This window comes from Streptomyces sp. NBC_00885 (assembly GCF_045207475.1).
Taxonomy (GTDB): domain Bacteria; phylum Actinomycetota; class Actinomycetes; order Streptomycetales; family Streptomycetaceae; genus Streptomyces.
In genome coordinates this window covers 5,791,613-5,807,696 of sequence record NZ_CP108796.1, presented here as the reverse complement: position 1 = coordinate 5,807,696, position 16,084 = coordinate 5,791,613, and the positions used below count along the sequence as shown (strand labels likewise).

General features: G+C 72.0%; 14 protein-coding genes. 3 read left to right on the top strand and 11 right to left on the bottom strand.

Going from position 1 to position 16,084, the window contains the following annotated elements; genetic code table 11:
- Positions 1-30: 30 nt before the first annotated feature.
- From OHA61_RS26400 to OHA61_RS26380, 5 genes are all read right to left on the bottom strand, one after another.
- Positions 31-1,035 carry an adenosine deaminase gene (locus OHA61_RS26400; RefSeq protein WP_406305114.1) on the bottom strand — a complete coding sequence of 335 codons (1,005 nt, stop codon included), beginning with the start codon at positions 1,033-1,035 and terminating at the stop codon, positions 31-33.
- Positions 1,036-1,049: 14 nt separating this feature from the next.
- Positions 1,050-1,958, bottom strand: coding sequence for a ribonuclease Z (locus tag OHA61_RS26395; protein ID WP_406305113.1), 909 nt, complete (start codon positions 1,956-1,958; stop codon positions 1,050-1,052).
- A gap of 16 nt (positions 1,959-1,974) precedes the next feature.
- Positions 1,975-2,334, bottom strand: coding sequence for a histidine triad nucleotide-binding protein (locus tag OHA61_RS26390; RefSeq protein WP_406305112.1), 360 nt, complete (start codon positions 2,332-2,334; stop codon positions 1,975-1,977).
- A gap of 108 nt (positions 2,335-2,442) precedes the next feature.
- Positions 2,443-5,649 (bottom strand): S41 family peptidase, encoded by a 3,207-nt coding sequence (locus OHA61_RS26385; protein WP_406305111.1) that lies wholly within the window; start codon positions 5,647-5,649, stop codon positions 2,443-2,445.
- A gap of 46 nt (positions 5,650-5,695) precedes the next feature.
- Positions 5,696-6,223 carry a hypothetical protein gene (locus tag OHA61_RS26380; protein WP_406305110.1) on the bottom strand — a complete coding sequence of 176 codons (528 nt, stop codon included), beginning with the start codon at positions 6,221-6,223 and terminating at the stop codon, positions 5,696-5,698.
- 76 nt (positions 6,224-6,299) lie between these two features.
- On the opposite strand from OHA61_RS26380, the gene OHA61_RS26375 reads away from it, so the two are divergent.
- Positions 6,300-6,710, top strand: coding sequence for a hypothetical protein (locus OHA61_RS26375; protein ID WP_406305109.1), 411 nt, complete (start codon positions 6,300-6,302; stop codon positions 6,708-6,710).
- Between the two features lie 9 nt (positions 6,711-6,719).
- Here the strand turns inward: OHA61_RS26375 and OHA61_RS26370 are convergent, their stop codons facing one another.
- The 4 genes from OHA61_RS26370 to hrcA all read right to left on the bottom strand — a co-directional run bounded on the left by OHA61_RS26370 (position 6,720) and on the right by hrcA (position 10,824).
- Entirely contained in the window at positions 6,720-7,463 is a 744-nt protein-coding gene (locus tag OHA61_RS26370; protein ID WP_406305108.1) for a 16S rRNA (uracil(1498)-N(3))-methyltransferase, read from the bottom strand.
- The gene (locus OHA61_RS26365; protein WP_406305107.1) at positions 7,460-8,533 is read right to left on the bottom strand and encodes a nitronate monooxygenase; all 1,074 of its coding nucleotides are present in this window, start codon (positions 8,531-8,533) and stop codon (positions 7,460-7,462) included. Before OHA61_RS26365 ends, OHA61_RS26370 begins: the two co-directional genes overlap by 4 nt.
- Positions 8,534-8,661: 128 nt before the next feature.
- Positions 8,662-9,798 carry a molecular chaperone DnaJ gene (gene dnaJ, locus OHA61_RS26360; RefSeq protein WP_266476475.1) on the bottom strand — a complete coding sequence of 379 codons (1,137 nt, stop codon included), beginning with the start codon at positions 9,796-9,798 and terminating at the stop codon, positions 8,662-8,664.
- Positions 9,799-10,824, bottom strand: coding sequence for a heat-inducible transcriptional repressor HrcA (gene hrcA / locus OHA61_RS26355; RefSeq protein ID WP_324977532.1), 1,026 nt, complete (start codon positions 10,822-10,824; stop codon positions 9,799-9,801).
- A 166-nt stretch (positions 10,825-10,990) separates the two neighbouring features.
- On the opposite strand from hrcA, the gene OHA61_RS26350 reads away from it, so the two are divergent.
- Positions 10,991-11,713 carry an MBL fold metallo-hydrolase gene (locus OHA61_RS26350; RefSeq protein ID WP_406305106.1) on the top strand — a complete coding sequence of 241 codons (723 nt, stop codon included), beginning with the start codon at positions 10,991-10,993 and terminating at the stop codon, positions 11,711-11,713.
- Between the two features lie 10 nt (positions 11,714-11,723).
- On the top strand, positions 11,724-12,563 hold the full coding sequence (locus OHA61_RS26345; RefSeq protein WP_406305105.1) for a DUF3097 domain-containing protein: 840 nt from the start codon (positions 11,724-11,726) through the stop codon (positions 12,561-12,563).
- A 123-nt stretch (positions 12,564-12,686) separates the two neighbouring features.
- On the opposite strand, the gene hemW is transcribed toward OHA61_RS26345, so the two are convergent.
- Positions 12,687-13,919: a radical SAM family heme chaperone HemW gene (gene hemW / locus OHA61_RS26340; protein ID WP_406305104.1), complete on the bottom strand. Its 1,233-nt coding sequence runs from the start codon at positions 13,917-13,919 to the stop codon at positions 12,687-12,689.
- A 28-nt stretch (positions 13,920-13,947) separates the two neighbouring features.
- Complete coding sequence (locus tag OHA61_RS26335; protein WP_406305103.1) at positions 13,948-15,900, bottom strand: SpoIIE family protein phosphatase; 1,953 nt, start codon at positions 15,898-15,900, stop codon at positions 13,948-13,950.
- Positions 15,901-16,084 lie beyond the last annotated feature (184 nt).

Sequence of the window (16,084 nt, the reverse complement as noted above, 5' to 3'; positions counted from 1 at the left end):
GAATGTGCGGCCCTGCCGCCCCCGCACCGCCTACCGACCGAACTCGTACGCCTCCACCTCCGCGATCAGCCCCGCCCGCCGCCCCTCGTCGTCATCCAGAAACGCCGCCACGAACGAGTTCCGCGCCAGCTCCCGCAGAGCCCCCTCGTCCAGCCCCAGCGCCTCCCGCACCGCGTAGAACGTCTCCCCGACGTACCCACCGAAGTACGCCGGGTCGTCCGAGTTCACCGTGCACAGCAGGCCCGCCGCCATCATCCGGGGCAGCGGGTGGTCCTCCAGGGTGTCGACCGCGCGCAGGCGGACGTTCGACAAGGGGCAGAGCGTCAGCGGGATCCGCTCGCGGACCAGGCGTTCGACGAGCTGGGGGTCTTCCATGCAGCGCAGGCCGTGGTCGACGCGTTCGATGCCGAGGACGTCCAGGGCCTCGGTGATGTACGCCGGCGGGCCCTCCTCGCCAGCGTGGGCGACCCGGCGCAGTCCGAGCGCCGCCGCCGCCTCGTAGACCTCGCGGAACTTCGACGGCGGATGGCCGACCTCCGCCGAGTCGAGGCCCACGGCCGTGATCCGGTGCAGATACGGCTTCGCGGCCGCGAGCGTCTGCATCGCCGACTCGGCGGACTCGTCCCGCAGGAAGCACATGATCAGCCGCGTCGAGATGCCGTGCCGCTCCTCGCTGTGGTCCAGCGCGCGGGCCAGCCCTTCGATCACCGTGCCGATCGGGACGCCGCGCGCGGTGTGCGCCTGCGGGTCGAAGAAGATCTCCGCGTGCCGTACGCCCTGCTCGGCGGCGCGTGCGAGATACGCCTCGGCGAGTTCGGCGAAGTCGTCCTCGGTGTGCAGGACGGCCATCAGGCCGTAGTAGAGGTCGAGGAAGGACTGCAGATCCTCGAAGAGATAGGCGCGGCGCAGCTCCTCGGTGTTCTTGTACGGCAGTTCCACGCCGTTGCGCGCGGCGAGTGCGAAGGCGAGTCCGGGTTCGAGGGTGCCTTCGATGTGGAGGTGCAGTTCGGCCTTGGGGAGGGGCTGGGGGGACACGGCTCTCGCCTCGTTCACTGGTGGCGTTTGGGCAGGGGGACGCGCAACAGGTCCTGGGCGATGGTCAGTTCGCCCTCGAACCCGGCCGCGCGTGCCTGCCGCTCGAATTCCTCCGGGTCGCTGTAGCGCTGCGAGAAGTGGGTGAGAACCAGATGCCGCACTCCCGCGTCGCGGGCGGCCCGCGCTGCCTGACCGGCGGTCAAGTGGCCGTGGTCAGTTGCCAGTTGTTCGTCCTCGTCGAGGAAGGTCGACTCGATGACGAGCATGTCGCAGCCGTCCGCGAGCGCGTGCACGCCGTCGCAGAGGCGGGTGTCCATGACGAAGGCGAACCGCTGACCTCGGCGGACCTCGCTGACCTCGGCCAGGGTGACGCCGTTCACCTCGCCCTCGCGCTGGAGCCGCCCCACGTCGGGGCCCTTGATGCCGTGCGCGGCGAGCTTCTCGGGCAGCATGCGGCGGCCGTCCGGCTCGGTGATGCGGTAGCCGTACGACTCGACGGGGTGCGAGAGCTTGCGGGCGTCCAGGGTGTACGAGCCGTTCTCGGCCAGCACCCCGTCGGCGGCGACGGGGGCCTGGATCAGCTCGACGGTCTCGCGGTAGGCCGTCGCGTACCGCAGCCGGTCGAAGAAGCGCTGCCCGCTCGCCGGATAGTGCGCGGACACCTCGTGCGGGACCCGGTCGAGGTTGATGCGCTGGATCACCCCGGCGAGTCCGAGGGAGTGGTCGCCGTGGAAGTGGGTGACGCAGATCCGGTTGATGTCGTGCGCTGCCACCCCGGCCCGCAGCATCTGGCGCTGCGTGCCCTCGCCGGGGTCGAAGAGTATGCCTTCGCCGTCCCAGCGCAGCAGGTAGCCGTTGTGGTTGCGGTGGCGGGTCGGGACCTGACTGGCGGTGCCGAGCACGACCAATTCACGTACGGACAAGGCGAGTCGGCTTTCTCTATCCCGGGGGCCATTCGAGACCGCGGCCGCCCAGCAGATGCGCGTGGGCGTGGAAGACGGTCTGGCCCGCGCCGCTTCCGGTGTTGAAGACGATCCGGTAACCGGCGCCGTCGACCTTCTCCTCGGCGGCGACCTCGCCCGCCTCGCGCAGCACATCGGCCGCGAGCCGCGGCTCGGCGGCGGCGAGCGAGGCGGCATCGCGGTAGTGCGCCTTGGGGATGACCAGGATGTGGGTGGGAGCCTGGGGATTGATGTCGCGGAAGGCGACGATCCGCTCGGTCTCCCGCACGACGGTGGCGGGCACATCCCCCGCGACGATCTTGCAGAACAGGCAGTCAGCCTGCGGTTCTCCCGCCATGCCGGGATCCTCCTCGCGTGGTTCCACTACGACTTGCATCGTATAGGCCACCCACGCCGCCGCCGGGCGCGGTCGCTGAGGACCGGCGCCCGGCGTCGCAGCAGAGCCCTACGAGGGAAGGTCCGGAGGAGTCTTCGCCGGGTTCTCGGACAGCACCGCGAGCGCGATGCGTACCGCCTCGTCCAGCTGCGGGTCACGCCCCGCCGCATGGTCCTGCGGGGTGGTCACCACCTCGACGTCCGGGTCGACGCCGTGGTTCTCCACGCCCCAGCCGTATCCCTCCAGCCAGAAGGCGTACTTGGGCTGGGTGACGAGCGTCCCGTCCACCAGGGAGTACCGGCTGTCGATGCCGACGACGCCGCCCCAGGTGCGCGTCCCCACCACCGGGCCGATGCCGAGCGCCTTGATCGCCGCGTTGACGATGTCGCCGTCCGAGCCCGAGAACTCGTTCGCCACCGCGACCACCGGGCCGCGCGGCGCGTCCTGCGGGTAGCTGTACGGCTGCATCCCGCGCGGCAGGTCCCAGCCCACGATCCGGCGCGCCAGCTTCTCGACGACGAGCTGGGAGGTGTGCCCGCCGCGGTTCTCACGTACGTCCACCACCAGGCCCTCGCACGCCACCTCGATCCGCAGATCCCGGTGGATCTGGGCCCAGCCGGGCGCCTGCATGTCGGGGACGTGCAGATAGCCGAGGCGGCCGCCGGACTTCTCGTGGACGTAGGCACGCCGGTCCGCCACCCAGGCGTGGTAGCGCAGCGGCTCCTCGTCCGAGAGCGGTACGACGACGGCGTGGCGCGGATCGCCGCCGCCCGCCGGGGAGACGGTCAGTTCGACGGGCTTGCCCGCGGCGCCCACGAGCAGCGGTCCGGGCCCGGCGACGGGGTCCACCGGCCTGCCGTCCACGGCGAGGATCGCGTCGCCCGCGCGGACCGCGACGCCGGGCGCGGCGAGCGGTGAGTGGGCGTTCGGGTCGGACGTCTCGGACGGCAGGACGCGGTCGATGCGCCAGGCGCCGTCCGCATCGCGGGAGATGTCCGCGCCGAGCAGGCCCTGGCGGGTGCTCGCGCTTCCGTACCCGCCGCGCGGTGTCACGTAGGCGTGCGAGGTGCCCAGCTCACCCTGCACCTCCCAGAGCAGATCCATCAGATCGTCATGGGTGGCCACCCTGGACAGGATCGGGCGGTAGCGGTCCAGTACGCCGTCCCAGTCGACGCCGCCGAGGTCCGCGCGCCAGAAGTTGTCGCGCATCAGCCGCCCGGCCTCGTCGTACATCTGCCGCCACTCGGCGGCCGGGTCGACGGTGCCGCGCACCCGCGAGAGGTCGACGGTGATGTTGGAGTCGCTCTCCTCGTCGCGTGAGGCCCTGCGGTCGCTCGGGACCACCTTGAGCTTGCCGTCGGTGTACAGCAGCACCCGCTTGCCGTCGCCGCTGACGGAGAAGCTCGTCGCGTCCGGGGCAAGCTCCTCGATCCGCTGCTGGACGAGGTCGTACCGCTCCAGGGCGGTCTGGGGCCCCGGGTCGTCGGGCGTCGCGCGGGTCGCGCCGAGGACGCCGCGCAGCGGATGGCTCAGCCACAGCAGTCCGTCCTTGGCGGCGCGCAGCGTGGAGTAGCTGGCGGCCTCGACGGGGAAGGGCACTATCCGGTCGGCGAGCCCTTCGAGGTCGATACGGGTCACGGGGACGCCGCCGTCCTCGCTGTCCTGCCGTCCCTGGTCCTTGTCCTTGTCCGTCTCGAACGCCCGGCCGTGGCGCTGCGGCCCGAACGGTGAGGGCGTGGTGGCCGCCAGCGTGATCAGATGCGGGCGGCAGCCGCGGACGAAGGCCAGGTCAAAGACATGTGTGTCGTAGACCGGGTCGAAGGCGCGCTCGGAGAGGAACGCGAGGTGCTTTCCGTCGAGCGTGAAAGCGGGCTGGTAGTCGCAGAAGCGCAGCGGGGTCGCCTCGGAGACCGACAGATCGGCGGTGTTGGCGAGCTTGAGCTGGCGCAGCGGTTCGGGTCCCGCGTGCGACCAGGCGAGCCAGCCGGAGTCGGGCGAGAAGGCGAGGCCGGTGGCGTCGCCGTGCTCGCTGCGGTCGACCTCGCGGACCTCGCCCGACTCCCGTTCGACGAGCAGGACGCGGCCGTCGTGCGAGGCGACGGCGGCGCGGCTGCCGTCCGGTGCGACGGCGAGGCTCAGTACGCGGCCGAGCCGTCCCGCGCCGAGCCTGCGGGGTGTCGCGCCGGGCGCGGGGCCGGTGGCCGGGGCGAATTCGAGTGCGTCCTCGCCCTCGGCGTCGGTGACCCAGACGACCTGTTCCTCACCCTCGACGCGGAAGGTGCGGGGCAGCCTGGCCCGTACGCCGGGCTCCGCGGCGAGCGCCCGCGCGGGCCCCTCCCGGTGGGTGACCCAGTGGATCGTGCCGCGGACCTCCACGGCGCTGCCGCGGCCCGTGTGGTCGGGGGTCGCGGTGCCGAAGTGGTGGTCGGCCTTGACGGGGCGGGGGCGCAGATCGGTGCGCTGGCCGCCGAGGCGGATGTCGAGCCGGCGCGGCTCGGCGGCGTCCAGGCTGTCGAGGAGCCACAGTTCACCGGCGGACGCGTAGACGACGCGGGTGCCGTCGGTGGCGGCGTGGCGGGCGTAGAAGCCGTCGAGGGGGGTGTGCCGCCGCAGGCCAGAGCCGTCGGCCGCCGACGAATAGAGCGCGCCGGTGCCTTCGTGGTCGGAGAGGAAGGCGATCCGGTCCCCCACCCAGAGCGGGTACTCGATGTTCCCGTCGAGCTCCTCGTGGAGGCGTACGAACTCGCCCTCGCCGTCCCGGTCTATCCACAACTTGCCCGCGGTGCCGCCCCGGTAGCGCTTCCAGGCGGCGGCCTCCCGGCCCATCGTGGCGGAGAGCAGGACGGTGTGCGGCCCGTGTGCCACGTCGGCCACGGGCCCGTACGGCAGCACGGCCGCGGGCCCGCCGTCGAGCGGCACGGCGCGCGCCCAGGTGCGGCGCAGCGAGGCCTGGCCGTGGGTGGTGATCGCGAGGACCTGGCCGTCGGGGGTCCAGCCGCGGACGGACGTCTTGGCGCTTCCCCAGTACGTCAGGCGGTTCGTCGGACCGCCGTCGACGGGCGCGAGATGCACCTCGGGGGCGCCTGCCCGCTGTGAGGACCACGCTATGTGCGTGCCGTCGGGAGAGATCCTCGGATGGTTCACCGGAACGTTGTCGGCGCTGACGCGCCACGCGCGGCCGCCGTCGAGCGGGGCGACCCAGACGTCGTCCTCTGCGGTGAAGGCGATCAACTCGCCGTGGACATGCGGATACCGGAGGTAGGCAGGGTGCGTCACACCGTCACCCTAGGCAGGCGGCCGCCGCCCGGTCACGGCTTTCGGATCACTTGGCCGGCGCGTCGGCCGTCTCGGTCACGGTCACCGTGACGGTGACGGTGGGACGCGCCGGCCCGCCCGGCGGCCGGGTCGGCGGCGTACTGCTGGGCGCGGCACCGCAGTTGCCGAGCACGCTCGCCTCGAAGACAACCTTGCCGCCGACCTTCGCGACGAGACGCCCGCGTACGCAGGTGCCGGAACGCTCGTCCGTCACCTTGCCCTTGAGCGTGATGTCCTGGCCGGATTCGGTCTCACCGTGACAGTCGACGGTGGCCACGCTCGGCCTGGAGGGGGACGCGGAGGCGGTGGCAGGCGCTTGGCCGCCGTCGATGTTCGCCGTACAACTGAGCCAGCGCACCTTGAAGCCGATCCGCTCCAGAGTGCTGGTCGCCGTCTTGTCGGTGGTGACCGCGACCGCGACGGAGCTCAGACCGCCGGTCGACGGTTCACAGGCCGCTACACCCACAACTGCGGCCGCGGCAGCGCAGATTGCCGCGAGGGTGCGCGGGTGGAGTACGCGTCTCAAGGCCCCCATGAGAGGCAGCCTCCCACTGTGTCACCGGCTGCGGTAGGCCGCTTGTCGCCACTCGTGAACACCTTAGGTTGACGTCATGGGAGCGAACCGGAAGGTCAGGCGCCTCGTCGTCGGCGACACCATCCATCTGTGGTCGGTACGGCACCGCCACCAAGACAGCACCGGCGAACACTGCGCCGAAGTGCTCTCCCTCGGGCGCGAGGGCACACAGACGCGGCTGCGACTGGTCTTCCGGGCGGGTCCGGGGCGGCTCACGCCCGATGCATACCTCCCCTCGGGCACGGTGGCGGACGACCGGGACCACTGGCTCAACCTGCATGAACCTGGCGTCGTACGCCGCTTCGTGGACGAGGCCGAGGCTCGCGGCGTCCTGCCGGCAGACGGCAGGACGACGGAACTGGACGGCTGGCCACTGTTCGACGCGGTGGTGAGCCGGAACCTCTCAAGCCCGTTGGGGGTCCCCCGGACGAAGTCTGGGGGAGATTGAGGACGGGTCCTACGACCAGCGGCCGGTGCGGCCGAGCAGGAGCGCCGTCGCCGCCGTGCCCGCCGTCGACGTGCGCAGCACGCTGTGCCCGAGCCGGTACGGCTTCGCGCCGGCCTCGGCGAAGGCCGCCAACTCCTCCGGGGACACGCCCCCTTCGGGGCCCACCACCAGCACGATCGACCCCTCCGCGGGCAGCTCCGCCGTGGCCAGCGGCTCGGCGCCCTCCTCGTGCAGCACCGCCGCGAAATCCGCTTCGGCCAGAAGTGACGCAACCTGCTTGGTCGTTGCCGCGTCCGCGACCTCCGGGAAGCGGAGCCGGCGCGACTGTTTGCCCGCCTCGCGCGCCGTCGCCCGCCACTTCGCGAGCGACTTGGCGGCCCGTTCGCCCTTCCACTGCGTGATGCAGCGCGCGGCAGCCCACGGCACGACCGCGTCGACTCCGGTCTCCGTCATCGTCTCGACGGCGAGTTCACCACGGTCGCCCTTGGGCAGCGCCTGCACGACGGTGATACGGGGGGCCGGCTCCGGTTCCGTCGGGAACTCCCGCGGTTCGACGATCAGCCGGTCCTTGCCCTCGGTCCGCAGGACGACGCCCGCCGCCCCCCGCCCGCGGCCGTCCGTCAGCACGATGTCCTCGCCGGGCTGCAGCCTGCGTACGGAGACGGCGTGCCGCCCCTCGGGACCGTCCAGGGTGACGGTCGCCCCCGGGCCGACGCCCTCCAGGGAGTCGACGACGAAGACCGGCGCGGTCATCGGGAACCGCCCAGCGCCAGCGCGGCGCGCGCGGAGTCCGTTTCGGCGACGAGGACGTCGACCAGCCGGCCGGCGGGCAGCTCACGCGCCAGCCGGTGGCCCTGCCCGGCCCACAGCGCCATACCCTGCGCGTCGCCCGTCTTGGCCGCGGCCTTGCGCAGGCCGCTGGTCAGGTGGTGCACCTGGGGGTAGGCGGCGGGCGCGTACGGGCCGTGCTCGCGCATGAAGCGGTTCACGAGGCCGCGGGCGGGCCGCCCGGAGAAGGCGCGGGTGAGTTCGGTGCGTACGAACAAAGGATTCGTCATGGCCTGCTTGTGCAGCGCGTTCGCACCGGACTCGGGGCAGACCAGGAACGCGGTCCCGAGCTGCGCCGCGACCGCCCCCGCCGCGAGCACGCCCGCGATCTGGCCGCCGCGCATCAGCCCTCCCGCGGCGATGAGCGGAAGCTGCACGGTCTCGCGGATCAGCGCGATGAGCGAGAGCAGCCCGATCCCGGCGCCGTCGGACTCGGGGTCGTCGCGGTGGGTGCCCTGGTGGCCGCCGGCCTCGATGCCCTGCACACACACGGCGTCGGCCCCGGCCCACTGCGCGGCCTGCGCCTCTTCGGGTGTGGTGACGGTGACGACGGTGAAGGTCCCGGCCTTGGCGAAGGAGTCGAGCACATCGCGGGTCGGGCAGCCGAAGGTGAAGGAGACGGCGGGCACCGGGTCGTCGAGGAGGATGGCCAGCTTGGCCTCGTATCCGTCGTCGCGACCGGAGTCGGGGTCGCCGAGTGGAGTCTCGTACCAGGCGGCCTCACCGGCGAGCTGATTCCGGTAGATCTCGACGGCACCGGGGTCGGCGGTGTTGGGCTGCGGCATGAAGAGATTGACGCCGAAGGGCTGCGCGGTGAGCCCGCGCAGCTGTTTGACCTCCTGGTACATGCCGTCCGCGGTCTTGTACCCGGCAGCGAGGAACCCGAGCCCGCCGGCTTCGGACACGGCGGCGGCGAGCTGGGGGCAGGATGCGCCGCCCGCCATGGGGGCCTGCACGATCGGGTGACGGCAAAGATCGGTCAGTGCGGAGGACATGCAGGCATGGTGCCATGCCGCTCGCGCCCCATCGAATCGGGCGTTCCGCAACCGCCGCGGGTGCGTGCCGCTGTCCTGAAAACGCCGGAGGGGCTGAATGATTCAGCCCCTCCGGCGTTCGAGAGGGCCTAACGCCCGTTGAACGCGTCCTTCAGGCGGGAGAACAGTCCCTGCTGCCCCGGCTGGAACTGACCCGTAGGCCTTTCCTCGCCGCGCAGCTTCGCCAGGTCCCGCAGCAGCCGCTCCTGATCCACGTCCAGCTTCGACGGGGTCATCACCTCGACATGGACGATCAGGTCGCCACGGCCCCCGCCCCGCAGATGCGTGATGCCGCGCCCGTGCAGCGGGATCGACTGTCCGGACTGGGTGCCCGGGCGGATGTCGACCTCCTCCATGCCGTCCAGCGTCTCCAGCGGGCACTTCGTGCCCAGCGCCGCCGCCGTCATGGGGATCGTCACCGTGCAGTGCAGATCGTCGCCCCGGCGCTGGAACACCGCGTGCGGCAGCTCGTGGATCTCGACGTAGAGGTCGCCGGCGGGGCCACCGCCCGGGCCGACCTCGCCCTCGCCCGCGAGCTGGATGCGTGTGCCGTTGTCGACACCGGCCGGGATCTTGACCGTCAGGGTGCGGCGGGACCGTACCCGCCCGTCGCCCGCACACTCGGGGCACGGGGTCGGCACGACCGTTCCGAAGCCCTGGCACTGCGGGCACGGCCGCGAGGTCATGACCTGGCCGAGGAAGGACCGCGTCACCTGCGAGACCTCACCACGGCCGCGGCACATGTCGCAGGTCTGCGCCGAGGTACCCGGCGCCGCGCCCTCACCCGAACACGTCGTACAGACGACGGCCGTGTCGACCTGGATGTCCTTCGTCGTGCCGAAGGCCGACTCGTTGAGCTCGATCTCCAGGCGGATCATCGCGTCCTGGCCCCGCCGCGTACGCGACCTGGGGCCGCGCTGCGACGCCGTACCGAAGAACGCGTCCATGATGTCCGAGAAGTTCCCGAAGCCACCGGCGCCGAAGCCGCCCGCGCCGCCGCCGCCCGCCTGCGAGAGCGGGTCTCCGCCGAGGTCGTAGACCTGCTTCTTCTGCGGGTCCGACAGCACCTCGTACGCGGCGTTGATCTCCTTGAAGCGCTCCTGCGTCTTCGGGTCCGGATTCACATCCGGGTGGAGTTCACGGGCAAGCCGGCGGAAGGCCTTCTTGATCTCGTCCTGGGACGCGTCGCGGCGTACGCCGAGTACGGCGTAGTAGTCCGTGGCCACTTACGACTCCGCCAGGATCTGTCCGACGTAACGTGCCACTGCGCGTACCGCTCCCATCGTTCCGGGGTAGTCCATGCGGGTCGGTCCGACCACGCCGAGTTTGGCAACTGCCTCGTCGCCCGAACCGTAGCCGACCGCGACGACGGACGTGGAGTTGAGGCCCTCGTGGGCGTTCTCATGACCGATCTTCACGGTCATGCCCATGCCGCCCGCTTCCTTGGCCTCGCCGAGCAGCTTGAGGAGCACCACATGCTCCTCAAGAGCCTCGAGCACCGGCCGGATCGTCAGCGGGAAGTCGTGTCCGAAGCGCGTCAGATTGGCGGTGCCGCCGATCATCAGCCGCTCCTCGGTCTCCTCGACCAGGGTTTCGAGCAGGGTCGAGAGCACCGTGGAAACGGTACCCCGGTCCTCCGCCTCGAAGGAGTCGGGAAGGTCCTGCACCAGCTGCGGCACATCCGCGAAGCGGCGCCCGACGACCCGGCTGTTGAGCCGGGCCCGCAGGTCCGCGAGCGAGGATTCCGCGAAAGGCGCGGGGCAGTCGATCATGCGCTGCTCGACCCGTCCGGTGTCCGTGATCAGCACGAGCATCAGCCGGGCGGGCGCGAGGGAGAGGAGCTCCACATGCCGGACGGTGGAGCGGGTCAGCGAGGGGTACTGGACCACCGCGACCTGCCGGGTCAGCTGCGCCAGCAGCCGTACCGTACGGCCCACGACGTCGTCGAGGTCGACGGCTCCGTCCAGGAAGTTCTGGATGGCACGACGCTCGGGCGACGACAGCGGCTTGACGCCTGCCAGTTTGTCGACGAAGAGCCGGTAGCCCTTGTCCGTGGGGATACGCCCCGCGCTCGTATGAGGCTGGGCGATGAACCCTTCCTCCTCCAGCACCGCCATGTCGTTGCGGACGGTGGCCGGGGAGACCCCGAGCTTGTGACGCTCGGTGAGCGCCTTGGAGCCGACGGGCTCCTCGGTGCCGACATAGTCCTGGACGATGGCGCGCAGCACCTCGAGTCTGCGTTCGCTGAGCATCGCGCACACCTCCAGCTGTGATTCCTCGGTGACTGCTTGGCACTCGATGCGTACGAGTGCCAGCATTTCCCCGTGCCAGTGTACGGCCGTGGGGTACATCCCTAGCAAGGGCGGCCGACCACGCCACCGAGCGACAGTGCTGGTCGGTTGCGGATAGCGTCGCGGTATGGACGTCAGTTGGGAAGACTTCGGCTGGGAGCGGCTGGCCGACGGGGTGGGGCGCCGGAGGCTTCCCGGCTGGGATGCCACCAGTGGTTTGATCGCCGGAGAGGACGGTGTCCTCCTGTACGACACCGGCTCGACACTCCGCGAGGGCGCCGAGCTGCGGGCCCAGGCCGAGGCCCTGCTCGGCGGACGCCGCGTGACGCATATCGCACTGAGCCATCCCCACTTCGACCATGTGCTGGGCACTGCGGCGTTCTCGGGCGCGGAGGTGTACGGCGCGGTCGGGATCGCCGAACTGATGCGGCGGGAGCGGGACGAGATCCGCGACACGGCGATACGGCACGGGGTCACCGAGGCCGACGCGACGGAGGCGGCCGACGTGCTGGTGGCGCCGCACCATCTGGTGTTCGGGGAGTGGACGCTGGACCTGGGCGGCCGCCAGGTGCTGCTGGCCAACATCGGCCCCGGCCACTCGGGCCACGATCTGGCGGTTCTGGTGCCCGGCAGCCCGGAGGTCGTCTTCTGCGGCGACCTCGTGGAGGAGTCGGGCGAACCCCAGGCGGGCCCGGATGCGATCCCCTCCCGCTGGCCCGCGGCACTGGACCGGCTGCTGTCGCTCGGCGGCGAGGACGCGGCGTACGTACCGGGGCACGGCGCGGTCGTCGACGCGGCGTTCGTACGCGCCCAACGCGAGCTGCTGGCGGCGCGCTTCGGGGTGTCGTAGCGTCTGGCGAATGCGCAGCTACAGCCCGGATCTGACCCCGCCCTGGAAGAAGTCGCAGCCCGCGCCGGAGGTGCCGGCCGAGCCCGATCTGGTCGTCGAGGAGGTCGGCACGGGCTTCTGCGGTGCGGTGATCCGCTGCGAGAAGACGGCGGAGGGGCCGACGGTCACGCTGGAGGACCGCTTCGGCAAGCACCGGGTGTTCCCGATGGTCCCGCGTGGCTTCGTGCTGGAGGGCCGCGTCGTCACACTCGTGCGCCCCTCCGCCGCCGCTCCGGTGCGCCCGGCCCGCACCGCGTCCGGCTCGCTCGCGGTCCCCGGGGCGCGTGCGCGGGTGGCGCGGGCGGGGCGCATCTATGTCGAGGGCCGCCACGACGCGGAGCTCGTGGAGCGGGTGTGGGGTGACGACCTGCGGATCGAGGGGGTCGTCGTCGAATATCTGGAAGGCATCGACGACCTCCCGTCGATCGTCCGCGACTTCGCCCCGGGCCCGGACGCGCGCCTGGGGGTGCTGGTGGACCATCTGGTCCCGGGCTCGAAGGAGTCCCGCATCGCGGCGGAGGTCACGGACGAGGACGTACTGGTGGTGGGCCACCCGTACATCGACGTGTGGGAGGCGGTGAAGCCGTCCTCGGTGGGCATCCGCGCGTGGCCGTCGGTCCCGCGGGGCCAGGACTGGAAGACGGGGGTCTGCCGGGCGCTTGGCTGGCCGGAGAACACGGGGGCGGCGTGGCAGCGGATTCTGTCGGCGGTGCGGTCGTACAAGGACCTGGAGCCGGAGCTGCTGGGGCGGGTCGAGGAGCTGATCGATTTCGTCACGGCGCCGGACCTTGCCGGCCCCGCCGGCGATTGAGGCGCGGGGTCTGGGGCGGAGCCCCAGTTCGGGGTGGGGGTACCTCCCACGGCCGCCAGGCCGTAGGGGGAGGGCGGGTAGGGGACGGGCCCGCCGCAGGCGCACCCCGTACCCACCTCACCCCTAATCCACCAGGTCCCGCACCACCGCGTCCGCCAGCAACCGCCCCCGCAGCGTCAGCACGGCCCGTCCCTCCCCGTACGGCCCCGCCTCCAGCAGGCCGTCCGAGAACGCCCGCCCCGCCGCCGCCAGCCCCGCCGGCCGCAGCAGCGACAGTTCGCAGCCCTCGCGCAGGCGGAGTTCCAGGAGCACCCGCTCCACCCGGCGGTCCTCCGGCGCGAGCACCTCACGGCCCGCTCCCGGCGACCGGCCTTCCGCCAGCGCTGCCGCATACGCCCCCGGGTGCTTCACGTTCCACCAGCGCACCCCGCCGACGTGGCTGTGCGCTCCGGGGCCCGCGCCCCACCAGTCCGCGCCCCGCCAGTACAGCTCGTTGTGCAGGCACCGGCCGGCCTGTGAGGTCGACCAGTTGGAGACCTCGTACCAGTCGAAGCCCGCCTCCGCGAGGACCGAGTCCGCGATCAGGTAGCGGTCCGCGTGGACGTCGTCGTCGGTCATCGGCACCTCGCCGCGCCGGATGCGCCGCGCCAGCTGGGTGCCCTCCTCCACGATCAGCGCGTACGCCGAGATGTGGTCGGGCCCCGCACCCACCGCCGCCGCGAGGGACGCGCGCCAGTCGTCGTCGCTCTCCCCCGGCGTGCCGTAGATGAGATCGAGGTTCACATGCTGGAAGCCCGCCGCCCGCGCCTCCGCGACGCACGCCTCGGGCCGCCCCGGCGTGTGCGTGCGGTCCAGCACCTTCAGTACGTGCTGCCGAGCGCTCTGCATCCCGAAGGACACCCGGTTGAAGCCGCCCTCCCGCAGCTCGGCCAGGTACGCCGGATCCACCGATTCCGGGTTCGCCTCGGTGGTGATCTCCGCGTCCTCCGCGAGGCCGAACTCCTCGCGTACCGCCGACAGCATCCGTACGAGATCCGAGGCGGCGAGCAGTGTAGGCGTACCGCCCCCGACGAAGACCGTCTTCACCTGCCGCGGGTCGTCGCCGAGCACCTTGCGGGCGAGGCGGATCTCCTCGGTGACCATCGCGGCGTAGTTGTCGCGGGAGGCGAGGACGCCGCCCGAGCCGCGCAGCTCGGTCGCCGTGTAAGTGTTGAAATCGCAGTAGCCGCAGCGCGTCGCGCAGTACGGCACATGCAGATAGAAGGCGAGCGGCCGGCCGGCGGCCTCCTCGAGGGCGGATGCGGGCAGCGCCCCGTCCTCGGGCATGGGCTCACCATCGGGCAGTACGGAAGGCATGCCCCCCATTGTCCGTCACCCGCGAGGCTCACATCGCCTGCAGCACCAGCAGCGCGAGATCGTCCCCCGGCGGCGTCTCCGCGAACTCGTGCACCGCCTGCTTGATCCGTTCCGCGATCCCCTGCGCCGTCAGCCCCGCACACCCCGCGAGCACCGTCGCGAGACCGTCGCCGTCGTCGAACATCCGCGCCCCCGAGCGGCGCTCGGTGACCCCGTCCGTGACGCAGAGCAGCGTGTCACCGGGCTCCAGGTCGAAGGTCTGGCTCTGGTACGCAACCTCGTCGACGACCCCGAGCAGCAGCTGCGGCTCGGCCGCCGTACGCACCGTGCCGTCGGGCCGCAGCAGCAGCGGCAGCGGATGCCCGGCGCTGGCGACGGTGCACCGCACACCGCCCAGGGGCGAGCGCACCAGCTCCCCGTAGAGCAGGGACAGGAAGCGGGCCTGCGGCCCTTCCGGCAGGCCCTGGCCGCCGGCAGCGGCGACCATCAGCGCGGCCGCCTCCGCCGCTTCCATCGCGTCGTCGAGCAGCAGTCCGTTCAGCCGGTCGAGCACCTCGCCGACCTGGTAGCCCTCGCGGGCGAGCAGCCGCAGCCAGGGCCGGGCGAGGCCGGTGACGACGGCGGCCTCGGGCCCGCTGCCCTGGACGTCGCCGAGCATGAAGCACCAGCGGCCGCCGGAGCTCGCCGGGAAGATGTCGTAGAAGTCGCCGCCCGCGACTCCGTCGTCGCTCGGCTCGTACACGAGAAAGCGGTCCACGCCGGGGATCTCGCCGACCTTGCCGGGCAGCAGACCCCGCTGGAGGACTTTGCTGATGGTGGCCTGCCGGGTGTACTGCCGGGCCGCGCCGATCGCGAGGGAGAGCCGCCGCGCGAAGTCCTCGATCAGCGCGGTCACTTCGTCGGGCACCCGTGCCAGGCCCTGCCGGGCGACGAGAAGCGTGCCGAGACCGCGCCCGCCGGTGACGAGACGGTAGGCCTGCACCGTCCCCGTGCCCGCGCCAGGCTCGCCCTCGCGCGGCCAGGGGATCGGCACGGGGCCGTTGCCTGGGGTGTCGGGCAGCCGCGGGGGCTCCTTGCCGAGGGTCTCGCGCAGTTCCTCGATGCGGGACTCGTCGCTGTGCCAGACCCGCGCGAGCCGGGGCGCGGCTCCCAGCGGGCCGCCCGTTCCCCACCTGGGATGGCCGCCCTCGCCGTCGAGCCAGATCGCGCACCAGTCGGCGAGCCGTGGCACCAGCAGCTGCCCGGCGAGCGCCGCGACCAAGTCCTCGTCGAGCTGTCCGGCGAGCAGGTCGGAGGCTTCGGCGAGAAAGGAGAGCGCCCCTCGGCTGATCCAGTCCGGGTCCTCCCGGGCGGTGCGCCGCGGCGTGGGGGCGAGGATCTCGGCGGCGCGCAGCCCGCGCTGGAGCGCGGGTTCGGCGCCCGGCACGGGGCAGGACTCCAGTCCGTCGACGGGCAGGCGGGCCCAGACGGTCTTGAGGGCGGCGCGATAGGTGATGCCCCAGCGCTCGGCGAGGGCGCCGACGAGATGGAGGCCGCGTCCGTATTCGGGGGTGCCGGTGCGGTCCTCGCCGTGCGGTTCGTTGCGTACGGTCCTGGCGGGGTGGTGGTCGGAGACCTCGATCACCAGCGCGGCGGGCTCGCCCTCGGCCGACTCCTCGAGCCGGCAGAGGAGTTCGACGGTGGTACCCGCATGGACTACGGCGTTTGTCACCAGCTCGTTGACGACGAGTACGGCATCGTCTGCGAGCCGGTCCGTACTGTGCCTGCCCGGCGGGCAGCCCCCGCGGCCCGCCGTGCCCCGGCAGTAGGCGCAGGTGGCGAGCAGTCCGAGGTTGGTCCAGTCGGCGAGTGCGGCTCGTACGAAACGTCGCGCGGCACAGGGCGCGAGAGGGTTTCCGGGCAGGCTCGTGCGGGAAACCGACCGCGCGTCATCCCGTAGTGGGTACAACGGGGTTGTGCGCTGGACGGTGTCTCGCTGCATCGGAATGGGCCCCACTGTGCGGCTCCTGGTCGGTTCTGGCAATGCGCCGCTTATGACACCGACAGAGTGACAGACTGAGCCTGCCCATAAGCGCCGAGTCACTGAAGTGGGCGGTTATGAACGAACAGAGTGCTTTGTCGCCCGCCCAGTCCTCCGGGCTGCCCGCCCCGTCGGCCTCCCCGTC

Excerpts from the sequence above, each read along its gene's own strand:
- OHA61_RS26375 (WP_406305109.1), top strand. The coding sequence starts at position 6,300 with ATGGGAGCGAACCGGAAGGTCAGGCGCCTCGTCGTCGGCGACACCATC.
- OHA61_RS26370 (WP_406305108.1), bottom strand. The coding sequence starts at position 7,463 with ATGACCGCGCCGGTCTTCGTCGTCGACTCCCTGGAGGGCGTCGGCCCG.
- OHA61_RS26335 (WP_406305103.1), bottom strand. The coding sequence starts at position 15,900 with ATGCAGCGAGACACCGTCCAGCGCACAACCCCGTTGTACCCACTACGG.
- OHA61_RS26390 (WP_406305112.1), bottom strand. The coding sequence starts at position 2,334 with ATGGCGGGAGAACCGCAGGCTGACTGCCTGTTCTGCAAGATCGTCGCG.
- OHA61_RS26350 (WP_406305106.1), top strand. The coding sequence starts at position 10,991 with ATGGACGTCAGTTGGGAAGACTTCGGCTGGGAGCGGCTGGCCGACGGG.
- OHA61_RS26380 (WP_406305110.1), bottom strand. The coding sequence starts at position 6,223 with ATGGGGGCCTTGAGACGCGTACTCCACCCGCGCACCCTCGCGGCAATC.
- hemW (WP_406305104.1), bottom strand. The coding sequence starts at position 13,919 with ATGCCTTCCGTACTGCCCGATGGTGAGCCCATGCCCGAGGACGGGGCG.
- OHA61_RS26365 (WP_406305107.1), bottom strand. The coding sequence starts at position 8,533 with ATGTCCTCCGCACTGACCGATCTTTGCCGTCACCCGATCGTGCAGGCC.
- hrcA (WP_324977532.1), bottom strand. The coding sequence starts at position 10,824 with ATGCTCAGCGAACGCAGACTCGAGGTGCTGCGCGCCATCGTCCAGGAC.
- OHA61_RS26345 (WP_406305105.1), top strand. The coding sequence starts at position 11,724 with ATGCGCAGCTACAGCCCGGATCTGACCCCGCCCTGGAAGAAGTCGCAG.